General features: G+C 21.6%; 9 protein-coding genes. 2 read left to right on the forward strand and 7 right to left on the reverse strand.

Annotated elements, in window-relative coordinates; translation table 11 throughout:
• Positions 1–4 precede the first annotated feature (4 nt).
• Together CWO85_RS00555 and CWO85_RS00560 are read left to right on the forward strand one after the other, a co-directional pair.
• Entirely contained in the window at positions 5–829 is an 825-nt protein-coding gene (locus CWO85_RS00555; RefSeq protein ID WP_121463763.1) for a phosphatidylserine decarboxylase, read from the forward strand.
• 52 nt (positions 830–881) lie between these two features.
• Positions 882–2,510 carry a CTP synthase gene (locus tag CWO85_RS00560; protein ID WP_121463764.1) on the forward strand — a complete coding sequence of 543 codons (1,629 nt, stop codon included), beginning with the start codon at positions 882–884 and terminating at the stop codon, positions 2,508–2,510.
• A 63-nt stretch (positions 2,511–2,573) separates the two neighbouring features.
• Here CWO85_RS00560 and CWO85_RS00565 read toward each other — a convergent pair whose 3' ends face one another.
• The 7 genes from CWO85_RS00565 to CWO85_RS00595 form a co-directional block, all read right to left on the reverse strand.
• Positions 2,574–3,014 (reverse strand): hypothetical protein, encoded by a 441-nt coding sequence (locus tag CWO85_RS00565; RefSeq protein WP_121463765.1) that lies wholly within the window; start codon positions 3,012–3,014, stop codon positions 2,574–2,576.
• 129 nt (positions 3,015–3,143) lie between these two features.
• Positions 3,144–3,758, reverse strand: a complete 615-nt coding sequence (locus CWO85_RS00570) for a DnaD domain protein (RefSeq protein ID WP_121463766.1) — start codon at positions 3,756–3,758, stop codon at positions 3,144–3,146.
• Positions 3,751–4,437, reverse strand: a complete 687-nt coding sequence (gene rnc / locus CWO85_RS00575; protein ID WP_121463767.1) for a ribonuclease III — start codon at positions 4,435–4,437, stop codon at positions 3,751–3,753. The genes CWO85_RS00570 and rnc overlap by 8 nt, the downstream gene beginning before the upstream one ends.
• Before the next feature lie 12 nt (positions 4,438–4,449).
• Positions 4,450–5,469, reverse strand: coding sequence for a phosphate acyltransferase PlsX (gene plsX, locus CWO85_RS00580; RefSeq protein WP_121463768.1), 1,020 nt, complete (start codon positions 5,467–5,469; stop codon positions 4,450–4,452).
• Between the two features lie 24 nt (positions 5,470–5,493).
• Positions 5,494–7,374: a DEAD/DEAH box helicase gene (locus CWO85_RS00585; protein WP_121463769.1), complete on the reverse strand. Its 1,881-nt coding sequence runs from the start codon at positions 7,372–7,374 to the stop codon at positions 5,494–5,496.
• Between the two features lie 384 nt (positions 7,375–7,758).
• Positions 7,759–12,654 (reverse strand): AAA family ATPase, encoded by a 4,896-nt coding sequence (locus CWO85_RS00590; protein ID WP_121463770.1) that lies wholly within the window; start codon positions 12,652–12,654, stop codon positions 7,759–7,761.
• Positions 12,655–12,864: 210 nt separating this feature from the next.
• Entirely contained in the window at positions 12,865–13,524 is a 660-nt protein-coding gene (locus CWO85_RS00595; protein ID WP_121463771.1) for an adenylate kinase, read from the reverse strand.
• Between the last annotated feature and the right edge of the window lie 449 nt (positions 13,525–13,973).

The raw sequence follows: 13,973 nt of genomic DNA on the forward strand, positions 1-13,973 counted from the left end.
AATTATGAAACCACATTTTTTATATTATAATTTGCATAAAAGTTTTTGGAAAAGAATATTTTTAAGAATTTGTGTTTCTAAAATGATTACTTATTTAACAGGTTTTTATGTAAAATCTTTTGTTTCAAAAATACATATTAAAAAAGCAGTTACAAGAAATAACATAGATTTAAATTTATTTCGAAAAACAACATTTTCTTCTTATAATGATTTTTTTACACGTCAATATAAAAATATAACTTTTTGTAAAGAAACTTCTTTTTTTATAAGCCCTGGCGAAGGAAAAATAACTATTCTTCCAATTAATAAAGATAGTATTTATTCTATTAAACAAGTTAATTATCATTTAAGCGATCTTTTAAAAAATAACACTTTGCCTTCTTTATTTATGGATGGTCATTTCATAATTTTAAGATTAAGACCTATCGATTATCATCGTTATATTTTCATTGATGAAGGTATTCAAAAAAAAGAAAATTTTAAAAAAATTAAAGGTAAATTTCATACTGTACATCCTATTGCTTTTAAATATTTTAATGTTTTTTGCGAAAATACCAGAGAATATAATATTTTAGAAACGAAAAATTTTGGCACAATAATTCAAATTGAAATCGGAGCTTTATTAGTGGGGAGAATTCATAATCATCCTATTACTAATTTTAATAAGGGGCAAGAAAAGGGTTTTTTTTCTTTTGGTGGTTCCACTATTGTTTTATTAGTCCAAAAAAACAAAGTAATTTTCGATCCAATTATTATGGAAAATAGTCGTAACAAAATAGAAACAAAAATAAATTTAGGAGAAAAAATAGGTTTTAAAATAAATATTTAATTAATACTTTTTTAAATTTTTATTTTAAAATTTTTCAAGAAAGAAATTAAAAATGGATAACAAAAAAAAAGAACAAAAATTTATTTTTATTACTGGAGGAGTAGTTTCTGGCTTAGGAAAAGGTATTATTGGTGCTGCTGTAGGTCAAATTTTAAAAAAACGCGGATTAAAAATTTTTATGAAAAAAATCGATCCTTATATCAATATTGATTCTGGTACTATGAATCCTATTCAACACGGAGAAGTTTTTGTAACTAATGATGGGGCTGAAACAGATTTAGATTTGGGCCATTATGAAAGATTTTTAGATGAAGATTTATCAAGAGAATCTAATGTGACTACAGGACAAGTTTATCAACATGTAATCAATAAAGAAAGACAAGGAGAATATTTAGGACAAACTATCCAAGTTATTCCTCATATTACTAATGAAATCAAAAAAAGAATTTTAGAAATAAAAAACACTACTAATGATTATGATATTATTATTGTCGAAATCGGCGGTACAGTAGGTGATATCGAATCCTTGCCTTTTTTAGAGTCTATTAGACAAATTCGTTATGACATAGGGTTTCATAATACTCTTTATATTCATAACACTTTAATTCCTTATTTAAAAACCTCTAAAGAAACAAAAACTAAACCTACTCAACACAGTATTAAAGAATTAAGATCTTTAGGCATTCAACCTCAAATTTTAATTTTGAGAAGTGAACAAACTATTTCCGAAGAAATAAAGAAAAAAATTTCTATTTTATGTGATGTAAGAGAAAATGCTATTTTCGAGAATATTGACGTAGATATTTTATATAAAATTATTATTAATTTAAATAAACAAAAAATAGATGATTTTATTTTAGATCATTTTCAAATAACAAACTTAAAACAATCAGATATATCTTCATGGACAAATTTAATTCATAAAATTGAAAATTTAAAAAATAAAATTACTATCGGTTTAGTAGGTAAGTATATTTCAGTACATGACTCTTATTTATCTATAATAGAGGCTTTAAAACACGCCTCTTACTATAATAATACTCAGATCGAAATTAAATGGATTGATGCAGAAAATGTCAATGATAAAAATATAGTTTCTTTATTAAGTGATTGCCATGGTATTTTAATTCCAGGAGGTTTTGGATCAAGAGCTTGCCAAGGGAAAATACAAGCTATTCAGTACGCTCGTATAAATAATATTCCTATTTTTGGTATTTGTTTAGGAATGCAATTAATGGTTATTGAATATGCTAGAAATGTTTTCAAATTAGAAAAAGCTAATTCTACAGAAATCGATATTAACACTTCGCTTCCTGTGATAACTCAAAAAATAAAAGGCCCTTTATTAGGAGGAACTTTAAGATTAGGTTCATACCCTTGTTGTTTAAAGAAAAATACTAAAAGTTATGAAATTTTTCAAAAAGAAATCATTCATGAAAGACATAGACATCGTTATGAGATGAATATGAAGTATATTTCGCTTTTTGAGAAAGATGATAATTTTATTATTTCAGGAATGAATAATGAAGAAAAATTACCTGAAATTATAGAATTAAAAAAACATATTTGGTTTATAGGAGTTCAATTTCATTCTGAATTTTTATCAAGACCTTTTAAACCGCATCCTTTATTTAAAGATTTTATAAGAGCATCTTTACAATTTTATTCAAATATAAAATAAAAAAAACATTCAAAATATTTAATTTTGAATGTTTTTTTTATTTTTAAATAACATTAATTAATATTATTTGTTAATAACTGCAATTGCTGCTTTTAAGTAAGTATCTAAGGCTGTAACTGCTGTTTGTAATTTAGTTGTGTCCTCTGGTGTAATAGCTGTTGTTTTTGCTTTTAACGCTGCAAGTTGATTTTTAACTTCATTTATTTGGTCAAAACCAATTTTTTTAGTACCTTCATTTGCATCGTCTAGTTTTTTATTAACTTTGTTTACTTTATCTGTTATAAATTTTTCTAATACGTCATGTTTTTCAGCCGCTGTTTTAGTGCCATTTAAGTCGTTTGTTAAATCTTTTACATTTGTCTCAGTAATTTTTGGACCGAATGGCCAAACTTCTTTATACCAACAAAGTAATAAAATAGATAATAATAAAACAATTGAACCAGTAACTGAACCAACAACTATTTTGCCTTTTTTAGTTTTTAAAAAACTTTCTTTTTGTTGCATTTTCTTCTTTCCTCTCATTAAAATTATGATTTATACAGTATCCAAAATGTAGATACACTTTTATTAAATCTGTTCTTAGATTCAATACAAATATTATAACATATTTTATTATATTTATTATAATTTAAATTATTTAATTTTATTAAAAATTTTATAAAGAATTTGATCTGCTTTATCGTTATTTTCTATTTTTAAATTATTTTCATTACTTAAAATTCTCTCTATATAATAAATTGATTTTTTTTGATTTGCGCAAGCTATATTTATAGATCTTTTTATATCTTTGTCAGAATATTTTTTTTCTAAATACCAATTTTTAATAATTTCTAGCTCATATGCAGCTAAATTTTCGCCTTTTAATTTTTCTATTTGTTCTATAGTTTCGGTTATATATTTATTTTGTTTTTTAATTTGAACATTTTTATCTTTTTCTAAATAAAGTTGTTCTAATTTAGAAAAAGTATTATCTAAATTAAAAACTTCTATTAATTTATCATTTTTTGTCTCTTGTGATAAGCAAAAAAAATCTTTTTGAATTAATTCTTCTAAAATATTTTCTACTTCATTTTTAGACAAATTAATTTTTTTGGCTAAAAATACAGAAGAAAAATGTTTATGTTCATAACAATCAAATAAACAAATTAAAACCATCGTTTCTTGAAATGTTAAATTCATTTTATGATATTCACGAATTAAAATTTTTTCAATATTTAAATAACCTTCTTCATAAAGCATTTTAAACATTCGGTATATTCCTTTCTTTTTCTATTTTCAGTAAAGCTTCTTGGGCCGCTTTTTGTTCAGAAGCTTTTTTAGTTTTTCCTAAACCTCGTCCTAAAAATTTATTTTCCAAATATACTTCCGTTATAAATTCTTTTTCATGGGCTAAACCTTTTTCAGAAATAATTTTATAATGAATATTTTGTTTATTAGTTTGAATTAATTCTTGTAATTTAGTTTTAAAATCTATAATATTGATAATTTTTTTTAAATAAGGTAAGATAATATATTGAAAAGTTTTTTCTGCTTGATCGTATCCTAAATCTAAATAAATAGCTCCAAATAAAGCTTCGAAAGCGTCTGCTATAATAGAATAATTATTATCATATCTTTTCTTTTCGCCTTTACCTAACAAAATATAATTCTTTAATTCTATTTCTTTAGCGTAAATTAATAAAGAATCGATACAAACAGCTTGCGCTCTTTTTTTGGTCATAATACCTTCATTATCTTTATTTTTTTTATATAAATAACTGGCCATTAAAAAATTAATAACAGCGTCTCCTAAAAATTCTAATCTTTCGTTATTATTTTTTCTAAAATGATGTTCATTAGCGTAAGAACTATGTGTTAAAGCGTTTATATATATCTTAATATTTTTAGGTTTAATATTTAATCTTCTAAATAATTTTTTTAAATGCATAATTACTCTTTTTTATATTAATTTTTTTGTAATTTTAGTTAAAAAATTTTTTTCAATTAAAATTTTAGCTTGCAAAATTGCTTTGCAAAAAGCATAATCATTAGAATCGCCATGCGCTTTAATTACAATTTTATTTAAACCTAACAAGATCGCTCCACCTATTTCTTTAGAATCTATTTTTTGTTTTATGTTTTTTAATTTTTTAGAAAATAACATTTTACTCATAATTTTTTTGAACCAATTTTCAGTCATAACTTCTTTAATAGATTGAAATAAATTTTTAAAAGCTCCTTCATAACTTTTTAAAATCATATTAGATGTAAAAGCATCGCTTAATAAAACATCTGCTTCAGTATTAAAAACATTTTTAGATTCTTCATTTCCTTTAAAAATTATTTGATCATCTTTTTCTAATAAATCATAAAGCTTTCTTTCGAAATCTCTTCCTTTATTTTTTTCAATCCCTATATTTAATAATTTTACTATAGGTTGATCAATTTCTAAAAATTCTTTAGCTACTAATGAAGCATAAACAGCAAATTTTGCTAAATTTTCTGGTTCAATTTCGATATTCGCTCCTGCATCTATTAAAATTTTTGTTTTATTATCGAAAGTTTTAAAAAAAGGGGCTAAAGCTATTCTGGAAACTGCCTTCATAGTTCTGATTATTAAAAAACTTGATAAAACTAAAGCCTGAGTAGGCCCTGCTGAAACAACTCCATCTACTTCGTTTTCTTTAGCTGCTTTTAAAGCTAAAAACATAGAATGGTTAGGACAATCTCTAAATTCTTCTCTTATATTTTTTATATCCATTTGAAGAAAAAAAGGAGTATGAATAACATTTATCCGATCTTTTACCGTTTTATAAACTGAAGAGGGAATTTTATTTTCTATTATGCAATTTATTTTTTCTTGATCGCCATACAAACAAATATATAAATTTGTTTCTTGAGATAAAGCCATTACAATTCCTTGAACCACTGTCTCAGGAGCTAAATCTCCGCCCATAGCATCTATTGCTAATTTAATCATGTTTATTAATATACCTTTTATTATTTAATTTGATAAATATTCAAAATCTTTTTTAATTTGATTTAAAATCATATAATCTTTTGTTATATTTAAAAATTGAAATTTAAAAAAACCGCTTTGTTCTTTTCCTAAAAAATCTCCTGGGCCTCTCGTACAAAGATCAAAATCACTTAATTTAGCGACATTATTTTCTTTTTCTAATATTTTTAAACGTTCGTTATCTTTGGTAGAAACTAAAAAACAATAATTTTGTTTATTATTTCTCCCAACTCTTCCTCTTAATTGATGTAACTGACTTAGACCAAAATATTCCGCTCCTAAAATGATAATAGTTGTAACGTTTTCGATATCAATTCCTACTTCAATAATAGAAGTAGATAACAAAATACCTTGTTTATTTTTAATAAAATTTTGAATATTTTCTTCTTGTTGTTCTGTTGTTTGTTTGCTATGCAAAATATAAAGATGCTCTATTTTTTGTTTCTCTAAAAAAACAGTCATATTTTCAATATTAAAATTTTTTTTATTATCTTTTATAGCGGGAACTGTAATATAACTTTGCTCATTACGCAACTGATTTTGTTTTAACAAAGGTATAATCATTTCAAAAGAACATTTTTTAGTAATAATATTATGTTTATTATGAGGTTTTTCAATTAATAAAGAAATATTTAATAAACCAGAATAAATAAGGGCTAAAGTCTTAGGAATAGGCGTTGCTGTAAGATATAAAATATCTGATGTTAAACCTTGAGCAATAGTTTTATTTTTGAGATCTGTTCCAAATTTATGAGTTTCATCGATCACAATCAAACCTAATTGAAAAAAATCTATATTAGCTAATAAATGGGTCCCAAAAATCATTTTATATTTATTTTGTTTAATTTGTTCTTGGTCAAATTTCTTAGTTTTACTTTTAGAAGTTATAATAATAGATTCTATTTCAGGAAACAGTTTTTTAAAATTTAAATAATGTTGTTTGGCTAAAATTTCTGTAGGAGCCATCATTAACACTTGTTTATTTAAATTAATTATTCCTAAAGCGGCTATAAAAACTGTAATTGTTTTTCCAGAACCAACATCCCCTTGAATTAATCTTTGAGTAGGATAATCTTTTTTAAAATCAGAATAAATTTCATTAACTATTTTTTTTTGATTCAAAGTTAATTGAAAAGGAATTGTCTTAATCATTTGCTTTACATAACTTATATTACACTTAATAGGAGTTTTATAAGGTAATTGTTCTTTTTTTCGAAACCATTTTTTAATTATAATAAAAGCTTCTTCGTATTTAAATCTTTGAATCGCTTTATACAACATTTGTTTATTGTCAGGAAGATGAAGATTTCGGAAAGCCTCTTTCCTATTGATTAAATTATATTTTGTTACAATTCTTATATCTAAATTTTCTTTAATTTGCAATTTAGAAGATTGAAAAATTTTTTGTATTAATTTTTGCAAAGACTCATCAGAAATATCTTTTAAATTATAAATAGGTTTCACTTTGTTTTCTATATTAGCTTCTAAAGTAGCAAAAGAAGCTATAATTGTATTATATCTATTATAATAAGTACCTTTAATAAATATTTTTTTATTATATTCTAAAATTTTAAAAAAAAAATTATTAAAAATAATTACTTTGAATTCTGTATTTTGACTTGTTAATATATGAAACATTTTAGCATTTTTTTTAAAAAAATTTCTTACAAAGACAGGTCCTTTTATTATAATTCCGTATAAATTAACTTTTGTTTTATCTGTTATTTTATTTAATTCAGTTAAAGCAAAATCTTGATATTTTTTAGGCTTTTTGAAAATAAGTTCTTTTACATTTTTGATATTATTCTTTAATAATTGAGAATATAAATCAGAATTTTCAAAAATTTGTTCTAAATCAGATGTCATTTATTCACCTCGGTTCATTAATTATATTTTTGAATTTTAAAATAAATTATGGCATTTAATTATAGAAATTATATTATTAAAAAAGTAATATTAATTTTATTAAAAAATTTGACAAATGTTACAAAAATTAATATTACTTTTTTAAATAAAAAAATTATTTCTTTTTTGAAATATTATGTTTCTTAATAAATTATAACATATTTACGATTTTTCTTTTTCTCCTTTTTATGAAATTGTTATTATTTTTTTACAGAAATCCTTACAAAAAATAAAAAAAACTTATAAAACCTAGTTTTAAAAGACAGGTTTTATAAGTGCGAATTAATTTAAATTTCTTTTTGCGACAATATTAAGTTTTAAATTACCAAAATCTCTTTTATAAAATTAAATTTTTTTTCGAAAAAACATTTTACAACCAAAAACGATTAAAACAAATTTTAACCAATAAAAATTTTCTGAAATCATCGCAAAGAAATCTTTTGAATCTGTCTTCTCACTTATTTTATAATTCAAAACAAAAGATTTTATTTTATCGTGTATTTGTTTTTCTTTAATATTTTCTTTTTTTAATTCATCCTTAGCGATAACAAAAGCTGCTTCTTTAATTAAGTCTATTTCTTGATTAGATATTTTTTGATTCAATACATTATCTATTAATATATATCTATTTATATTATCAGATATTTTTTTCTTTAAATTATTTTCTAAATGTTTAATATTCTTTTCAATTTCTTCGTTAAGAAACTTAATTATTTTTTCTAATTCTAAATCATTATAAAATAATTCTTTTTTGGTTTTTTCTTCTAATAAATTTATTATTTTATCTTTTTCTAAATTACAATTAATATTTAATTGTTTTAATATAGTTTGCCAATATCGATCAAAAAGTTCTTTATTAACTTGATTTTCTGTCTTATAAATTTGATTTTGGATATCTTTTAAGGAATATTTGTTTTGTATTACAAAATAATTATAAACATCTTGATTTATTTGTTTTTTAATTTGATCTATTTCTAAATAGTTAAATACTTTTGTATTAAAAGTTATCGCATTTATTAAATTTAAAATTTTATCGCGTAAATTATTTTCTTTATTTTGTATTAATTTACCTTTAATATTAGACAAAACTTCATTTTTGATTCCTTTTAAAAATAAAAAATTATTTTGTTGAAATACTTTGTTTATTTGTTTTGTAATATCTCTTTTTAATTCAAAAGAATCTTCTAAAATAATTAGTTCATTTTGTTGAGTAATTTCATCATAAATATTATCAGTTAATTTTTCTTTAATTTCTTCAATATACTGTAATATTATTTTTTCAAATTCTATTTCATTATTTTCCGTTACTTGAGACATTTCTAATAATTTAGTTTTTAAATTGTCATCTGATGTTAAAAAATGGAATTCGTTTGTATATTTTCGCATTAAACCTTCTATTTGCATTTTATTATGTTTAATTTTGTCAATATTCCAAATAAAATAAATTTGCTTCGCTTTTGCTTCAATTGCTACATTTAAAATTGATTCTAAATTAGAAGTTTTTTTCATTTCTTGTATTTCTTTGCTTTCGGTTCCTTCTTTGAAATAAAACCCTAATAATTCGTCAGGAAAAGGATTATCCGAAGAATAAAAATTTTTTATTCTTTTTAAATTATCGGAATCGACTTCAAATTCTACTGTTTTTCCTTGAGAATTTTTATTATAAACTAATTTTTGATGTAACATATAATCTGTTTGAATTAATTGAAAATATTTTTTTTCTTCATCATTAAAAGAACTATCAATAAAAAGATGTTTTATCGGGGTATTTTTATATTCTTGAATTGTATATAATTGTTCTAAGGAAGGTTTTATATGATCATGTTCTTCCCAATTAATAACATTTTGTTTATTTGTGAACCTATCCATTACCAATTGCAAATCTATTGGTAAAATATTCAAATGTTTATGTTCATAAAACGCAACATTTATTGATTGTTCAAACAATTCTATCATCTTCCTAGGTGTTCTTAATTCGTCTAACCCTGAATTAATTATTTGTTTTGATATTTTATCTAAATATTGATAAGCTCTTATATCTAAATTATATTTTTTAGAAATTTGTTTTAAAAAAATATTTATATTTTTTTCATTCCAAAAATCAATTTCTATTAATTTATTAAATCTACTTAAAATAGAATTATCAATATCATCTTTAAAATTAGTTGTTGCTATAACAAAAACTGGTTTGTTTTTATCTGTATAAGTACCATCTATTTGAGATAAAAAAGAAATAACAACGTTTCCATGATCAGAATTTAAACCGTCACTGTGACGTTTTTTAAATACCGCTTCGCATTCATCTATTAAAATAATACTCGGTGAGTGTTTTCTAGCTTCATCAAAAATATTTTTAACCAATCTTGGAGATTCGCCGACATATGTTTTAGAAAAATCAGAAGATGTTATAGAAAAAAAAGGTAATCTTGATTCTTTAGCAAAAGCTTTAGCTAAATAAGTTTTCCCCGTACCAGGAGGGCCATATAATAAAATACCTTTAGGGGGCTCGTTATTACCCTTCGTTTTATATTCTGACGTCTCGCCAGTTAATTGAGTTAAACTTTCTTTTAATTGTTTTTTAGCTTCTTCATTGCCTATAACTTCTTTAAAAGTCGGAAAGTTATCTGTTTTTTTCAAAAACATTTTGACATTTTCTGATTCATCTTTTTTTTTAATTTCTTGTTCCTGTCTCATTTTTTGAAAAAAATCCAAAGTTTCTCTATTCATTGTATTCATATGAGACATAGCTTCTATAAGTAAATAATTAAACATATTATTATTTTGTAAAGATACTTCTATTTTTTGTTTATATTTATCTAATTGTGATTTTAAATTTTCTAAAGAATTTATATGATGTCTGATATCTTGTTTTAATTGATTTTTTTCCTTTTGATTTAAAATTTGATTTTGTTTAATTTGTTCTTCTTGCATTTCTAAATTTGCTTGCAAATAATTAATTTTTTTATTAGATCTCTCGATAAATTCTTCTTTTTGAGACATTTGTTCTTGTAAATTTTTTATTTGTTTTTTAATTTGATTAATTTTTTCGCTTAAAAATCTCTGTTCTTCTTGAGATAAAAATTTATTTTTTATTAATTCTTGAACTTTTAAATTTACATCTTGTTCTAAATTTGCTATTTTTTGAGACAAATTTTCTATACTAGATTCTTTTTGTTTAATATTTTTTTCTAAAATGGAAATTTGTTTTTGCTTATTATCAATAATATCTGTTTGCTCTTCAACTGTTTTTTTTAATTTATCAATATTTTCATAAGCAATATCTAAATCATTTTCCAGTTTATCTAAAGATTTTGTTTGTGTTTTTATATAATTTTTTAATTCGTTTTTTTCTTCCTCGTTTAAATTTTTAATAAAAATAATCTCATCTTTTTGTTCTTGCAATTGATTTCGCAAAATATTAATTTCTTCTTGTGTTTGAATTAAAAAATTTTCTTTAGAATATAATTGGTTTTTCAAATCTAAAATTAATTTTTCTTTTTCATCAATTTGATTTTGTAATTTTTGTTTTTCTTGAGTCGTTAAAAATTTATTTTCTTCAAGTTGTTCTTTTTTATTTTTAATTTCTTGTTCAACTTTTATAATTCGATCGTTCAAAGAATTGATAATATTTTCTTTTATTTTCATATTTTGTTCTAAATTTGCAATTTTATTTTGTTTTTTTTCAATAATATTTTTTTGTTCCTCGATGGTTTGCCTTAATTCAGTTATTGTGTTTTGAGCAATATCTAAATTCTTTTTTATTTCTATTAATTGTTGTTTGTTCTCTTCTATATCATCTTTTAATTCTTGTTTTTCCAATGCATTTAAATTTTTCATTTCAATGATTTCGTTATTTTTTTCTTCTAATTGTTGAAGAAGATTTGTAATTTGTTCTTTATTGCTTTCTAAAATGAACTTATGAGAAATTAATTTTTCTCTTAATGCATTAATATCTTTTGTAAGTGATGAAATTTCTGTATTCAATATTTTTTGTTGGCTTTCAGATAATAAATTATTTGTTTTTATTTTATCTTGTAAATTTTTAGTTATTTTGTTAATTTCTTCATTTAAATACAAAATTTGTTTCTTATTATCTGCAACGCTTATCTCCAGCATTTTAATCTTTTCATTTTTATTTTGAATTATTTTTTGTTGTTCTTCTTTGGTTTCAGCTAATCTATCAATACTTCTTTGAGATGATTCCAATTTATCTTTCAAAACGTTTAATTTTTCGATTTGATTTTTTAAATCTTTTTGAAATTCTAATTTTTCTGCCTCTTGTAATATTTTATCGTCGGCAATTTTTTGATTATTTTTTTTTAATTCAAAAATTAAAAATTGAATCTCTTGTTCTTTAGATTTAATTAATTCTTCTTGTTTTTGAGATTCTTTTTTTATTTGTTCAATTTTAATTTGTGCCCCCATAGATTCTGTTTTTTCTTTTAACCATTTTTTATTATTTATTTCTATTAAGGATTTTTGTTGATTTAGTTCATTTTCCAAAGTAAAAACTTTACTATTTTGCTCTTCGATATTTTGTGTTAAAATATCTATTTTTTTATTTTTATTTAATATATCTATTTCTTGTTTTTTGAATAAATCAATATATGTATTTATTTTCGTTTGCAAAAAAGAAATTTGCGCCTCTATTTGTTGAATATTTTTTTGTTTATTCAAATTTGCTTTTTTTTCAGCTTCTAAAATCATAATTTCTTCAAAAGTATCTACTAAAAATTGAATGTCTTTTTTAGATAAAAATTCAATATTTTTAGGAGACCACATGCTCCACGAATAACCTTTATTTCCCTGAAAATTTTGTTTTTTATAATCTAGATATATTCTATAATTATCGAAATCTATTTTATTACCTAGAAACACAAAGACATATTCATTTTTATCGAAAACAGTTTGTGCAATTGTATTTTCAAATTTATCTATTATATTATATTTTTCTAATAAACTAATTCGTTCTTCAATAGTCGTTTTCGTTTCACCCATATAATAAGGTTTATCAAATTCTTCTAATATTTTAGTTAAAACTTTTTTTAATAAATTATTATTTTTTAATTTAGGATAAATTTGTTGTAATTTTAAAATAACTTTATAATTTTGATATCCTTCTATTTGAATATCATTTAAATTAGAATTAAGCGCTTTTATAACAGGTTTTATATTTAAAAAAATTAACATTATCAATATTAATAAATTAATATTTAATAATATTTTACATTTTGTCTTCATTTTAGAAAACTTTCTAATCCAAATTACTTTATTAAAATAATTTATTTGATAAATATTAAACACTTTGATAAGAAAAAATTTTATTTAAGCATTTTAACTTATTTTATTTTATTAAATTGAAATTTTATTTTAATTTTTCAATTATTAATTCTCTTTTGTATAAAAAAATTTTTTCTATTTATTTTTATTCAATAAATAGAAAAAATTTTTTTATTTTATATCCGATATTTCTTTTAATATAATTTCAGTAATATCTTTAATTGATTTAGGACTTTCATCTACTTTAATTTCTGTTAATTTATTATTTTTTTGGTAATATTCAATTAAAGGAAAAGTTTCTTTTTTATAAACTAATAAACGTTTTTTAAAAGTATTTAAATTATCGTCTTTTCTTTGAATTAAATAAGTATTGTCATTATCGCAAAAACCATATTTTTCAGGAGATTTATTTTCTTTATGATAAATTTCTCCGCATTGAGGGCAAACAATTCTTCCCATAATTCTTTTTTCTAATAACTTCTCACTAACATTAAAATAAAAAACTTTATTTAAAAAAATTTGTTTATTAGCTAATTCTTCAGTTAAAAAACTAGCTTGTTCCAAATTACGAGGATAACCATCTAAAATAAATCCTTTATTAATATTTTCGTTAGTTAAATATTTACTTATCATAGAATTAGTTATTTTATCAGGGACCAATAAACCTTTATTAATATAAGATTTAACTATCTTACCTAAATCCGTTTTGTTTCTTAAATTTTCTCTAAAAATATCTCCTATCGAAATATGAGGGATATTTAAATGTTTCGATAAAATTAAAGATTGAGTACCTTTGCCAGACGCCGGAGGGCCTATTAAAATTATATTCATGTATTCACCCTTATTATATAATTAAATAATAGAATTATGAAAATTAAAAAATAATTTTTTTACAATTTATTCCGATTTAATTATTAGTAAAAATAAAATTCTTAAAACTGAAAAAATTTTTAAAAAATTATATTTCGATAATATAATTATATTTTATAAATATTTTATTTAATAAAATATTCGAAAATAAAAAAAATAATACTTAATACTTTAACATATAAAACGTTATAATTTTCAATAAAAATTTTAAATATTTATTAAATTTCATAAATATTATGGATTGAAAATTGTTTTATTATTTCGTTAAACATAAATTATTATTATATATCTTTTTAATTTGATGTATCATTTACAACCCACTATTAACCGAATATAAAAAATATGAGTGTTTTAATCCAATAATGATTTTATCCTGTATTTTTATAAATATATACAATAATTTTATCAAA

This window comes from Candidatus Phytoplasma ziziphi (genome assembly GCF_003640545.1).
Taxonomy (GTDB): Bacteria; Bacillota_I; Bacilli_A; order Acholeplasmatales; family Acholeplasmataceae; genus Phytoplasma; species Phytoplasma ziziphi.

Coding starts and splice junctions, on each gene's coding strand:
- CWO85_RS00555 (WP_121463763.1), top strand. CDS start 5: ATGAAACCACATTTTTTATATTATAATTTGCATAAAAGTTTTTGGAAA.
- CWO85_RS00560 (WP_121463764.1), top strand. CDS start 882: ATGGATAACAAAAAAAAAGAACAAAAATTTATTTTTATTACTGGAGGA.
- CWO85_RS00565 (WP_121463765.1), bottom strand. CDS start 3,014: ATGCAACAAAAAGAAAGTTTTTTAAAAACTAAAAAAGGCAAAATAGTT.
- CWO85_RS00570 (WP_121463766.1), bottom strand. CDS start 3,758: ATGTTTAAAATGCTTTATGAAGAAGGTTATTTAAATATTGAAAAAATT.
- rnc (WP_121463767.1), bottom strand. CDS start 4,437: ATGCATTTAAAAAAATTATTTAGAAGATTAAATATTAAACCTAAAAAT.
- plsX (WP_121463768.1), bottom strand. CDS start 5,469: ATGATTAAATTAGCAATAGATGCTATGGGCGGAGATTTAGCTCCTGAG.
- CWO85_RS00585 (WP_121463769.1), bottom strand. CDS start 7,374: ATGACATCTGATTTAGAACAAATTTTTGAAAATTCTGATTTATATTCT.
- CWO85_RS00590 (WP_121463770.1), bottom strand. CDS start 12,654: ATGAAGACAAAATGTAAAATATTATTAAATATTAATTTATTAATATTG.
- CWO85_RS00595 (WP_121463771.1), bottom strand. CDS start 13,524: ATGAATATAATTTTAATAGGCCCTCCGGCGTCTGGCAAAGGTACTCAA.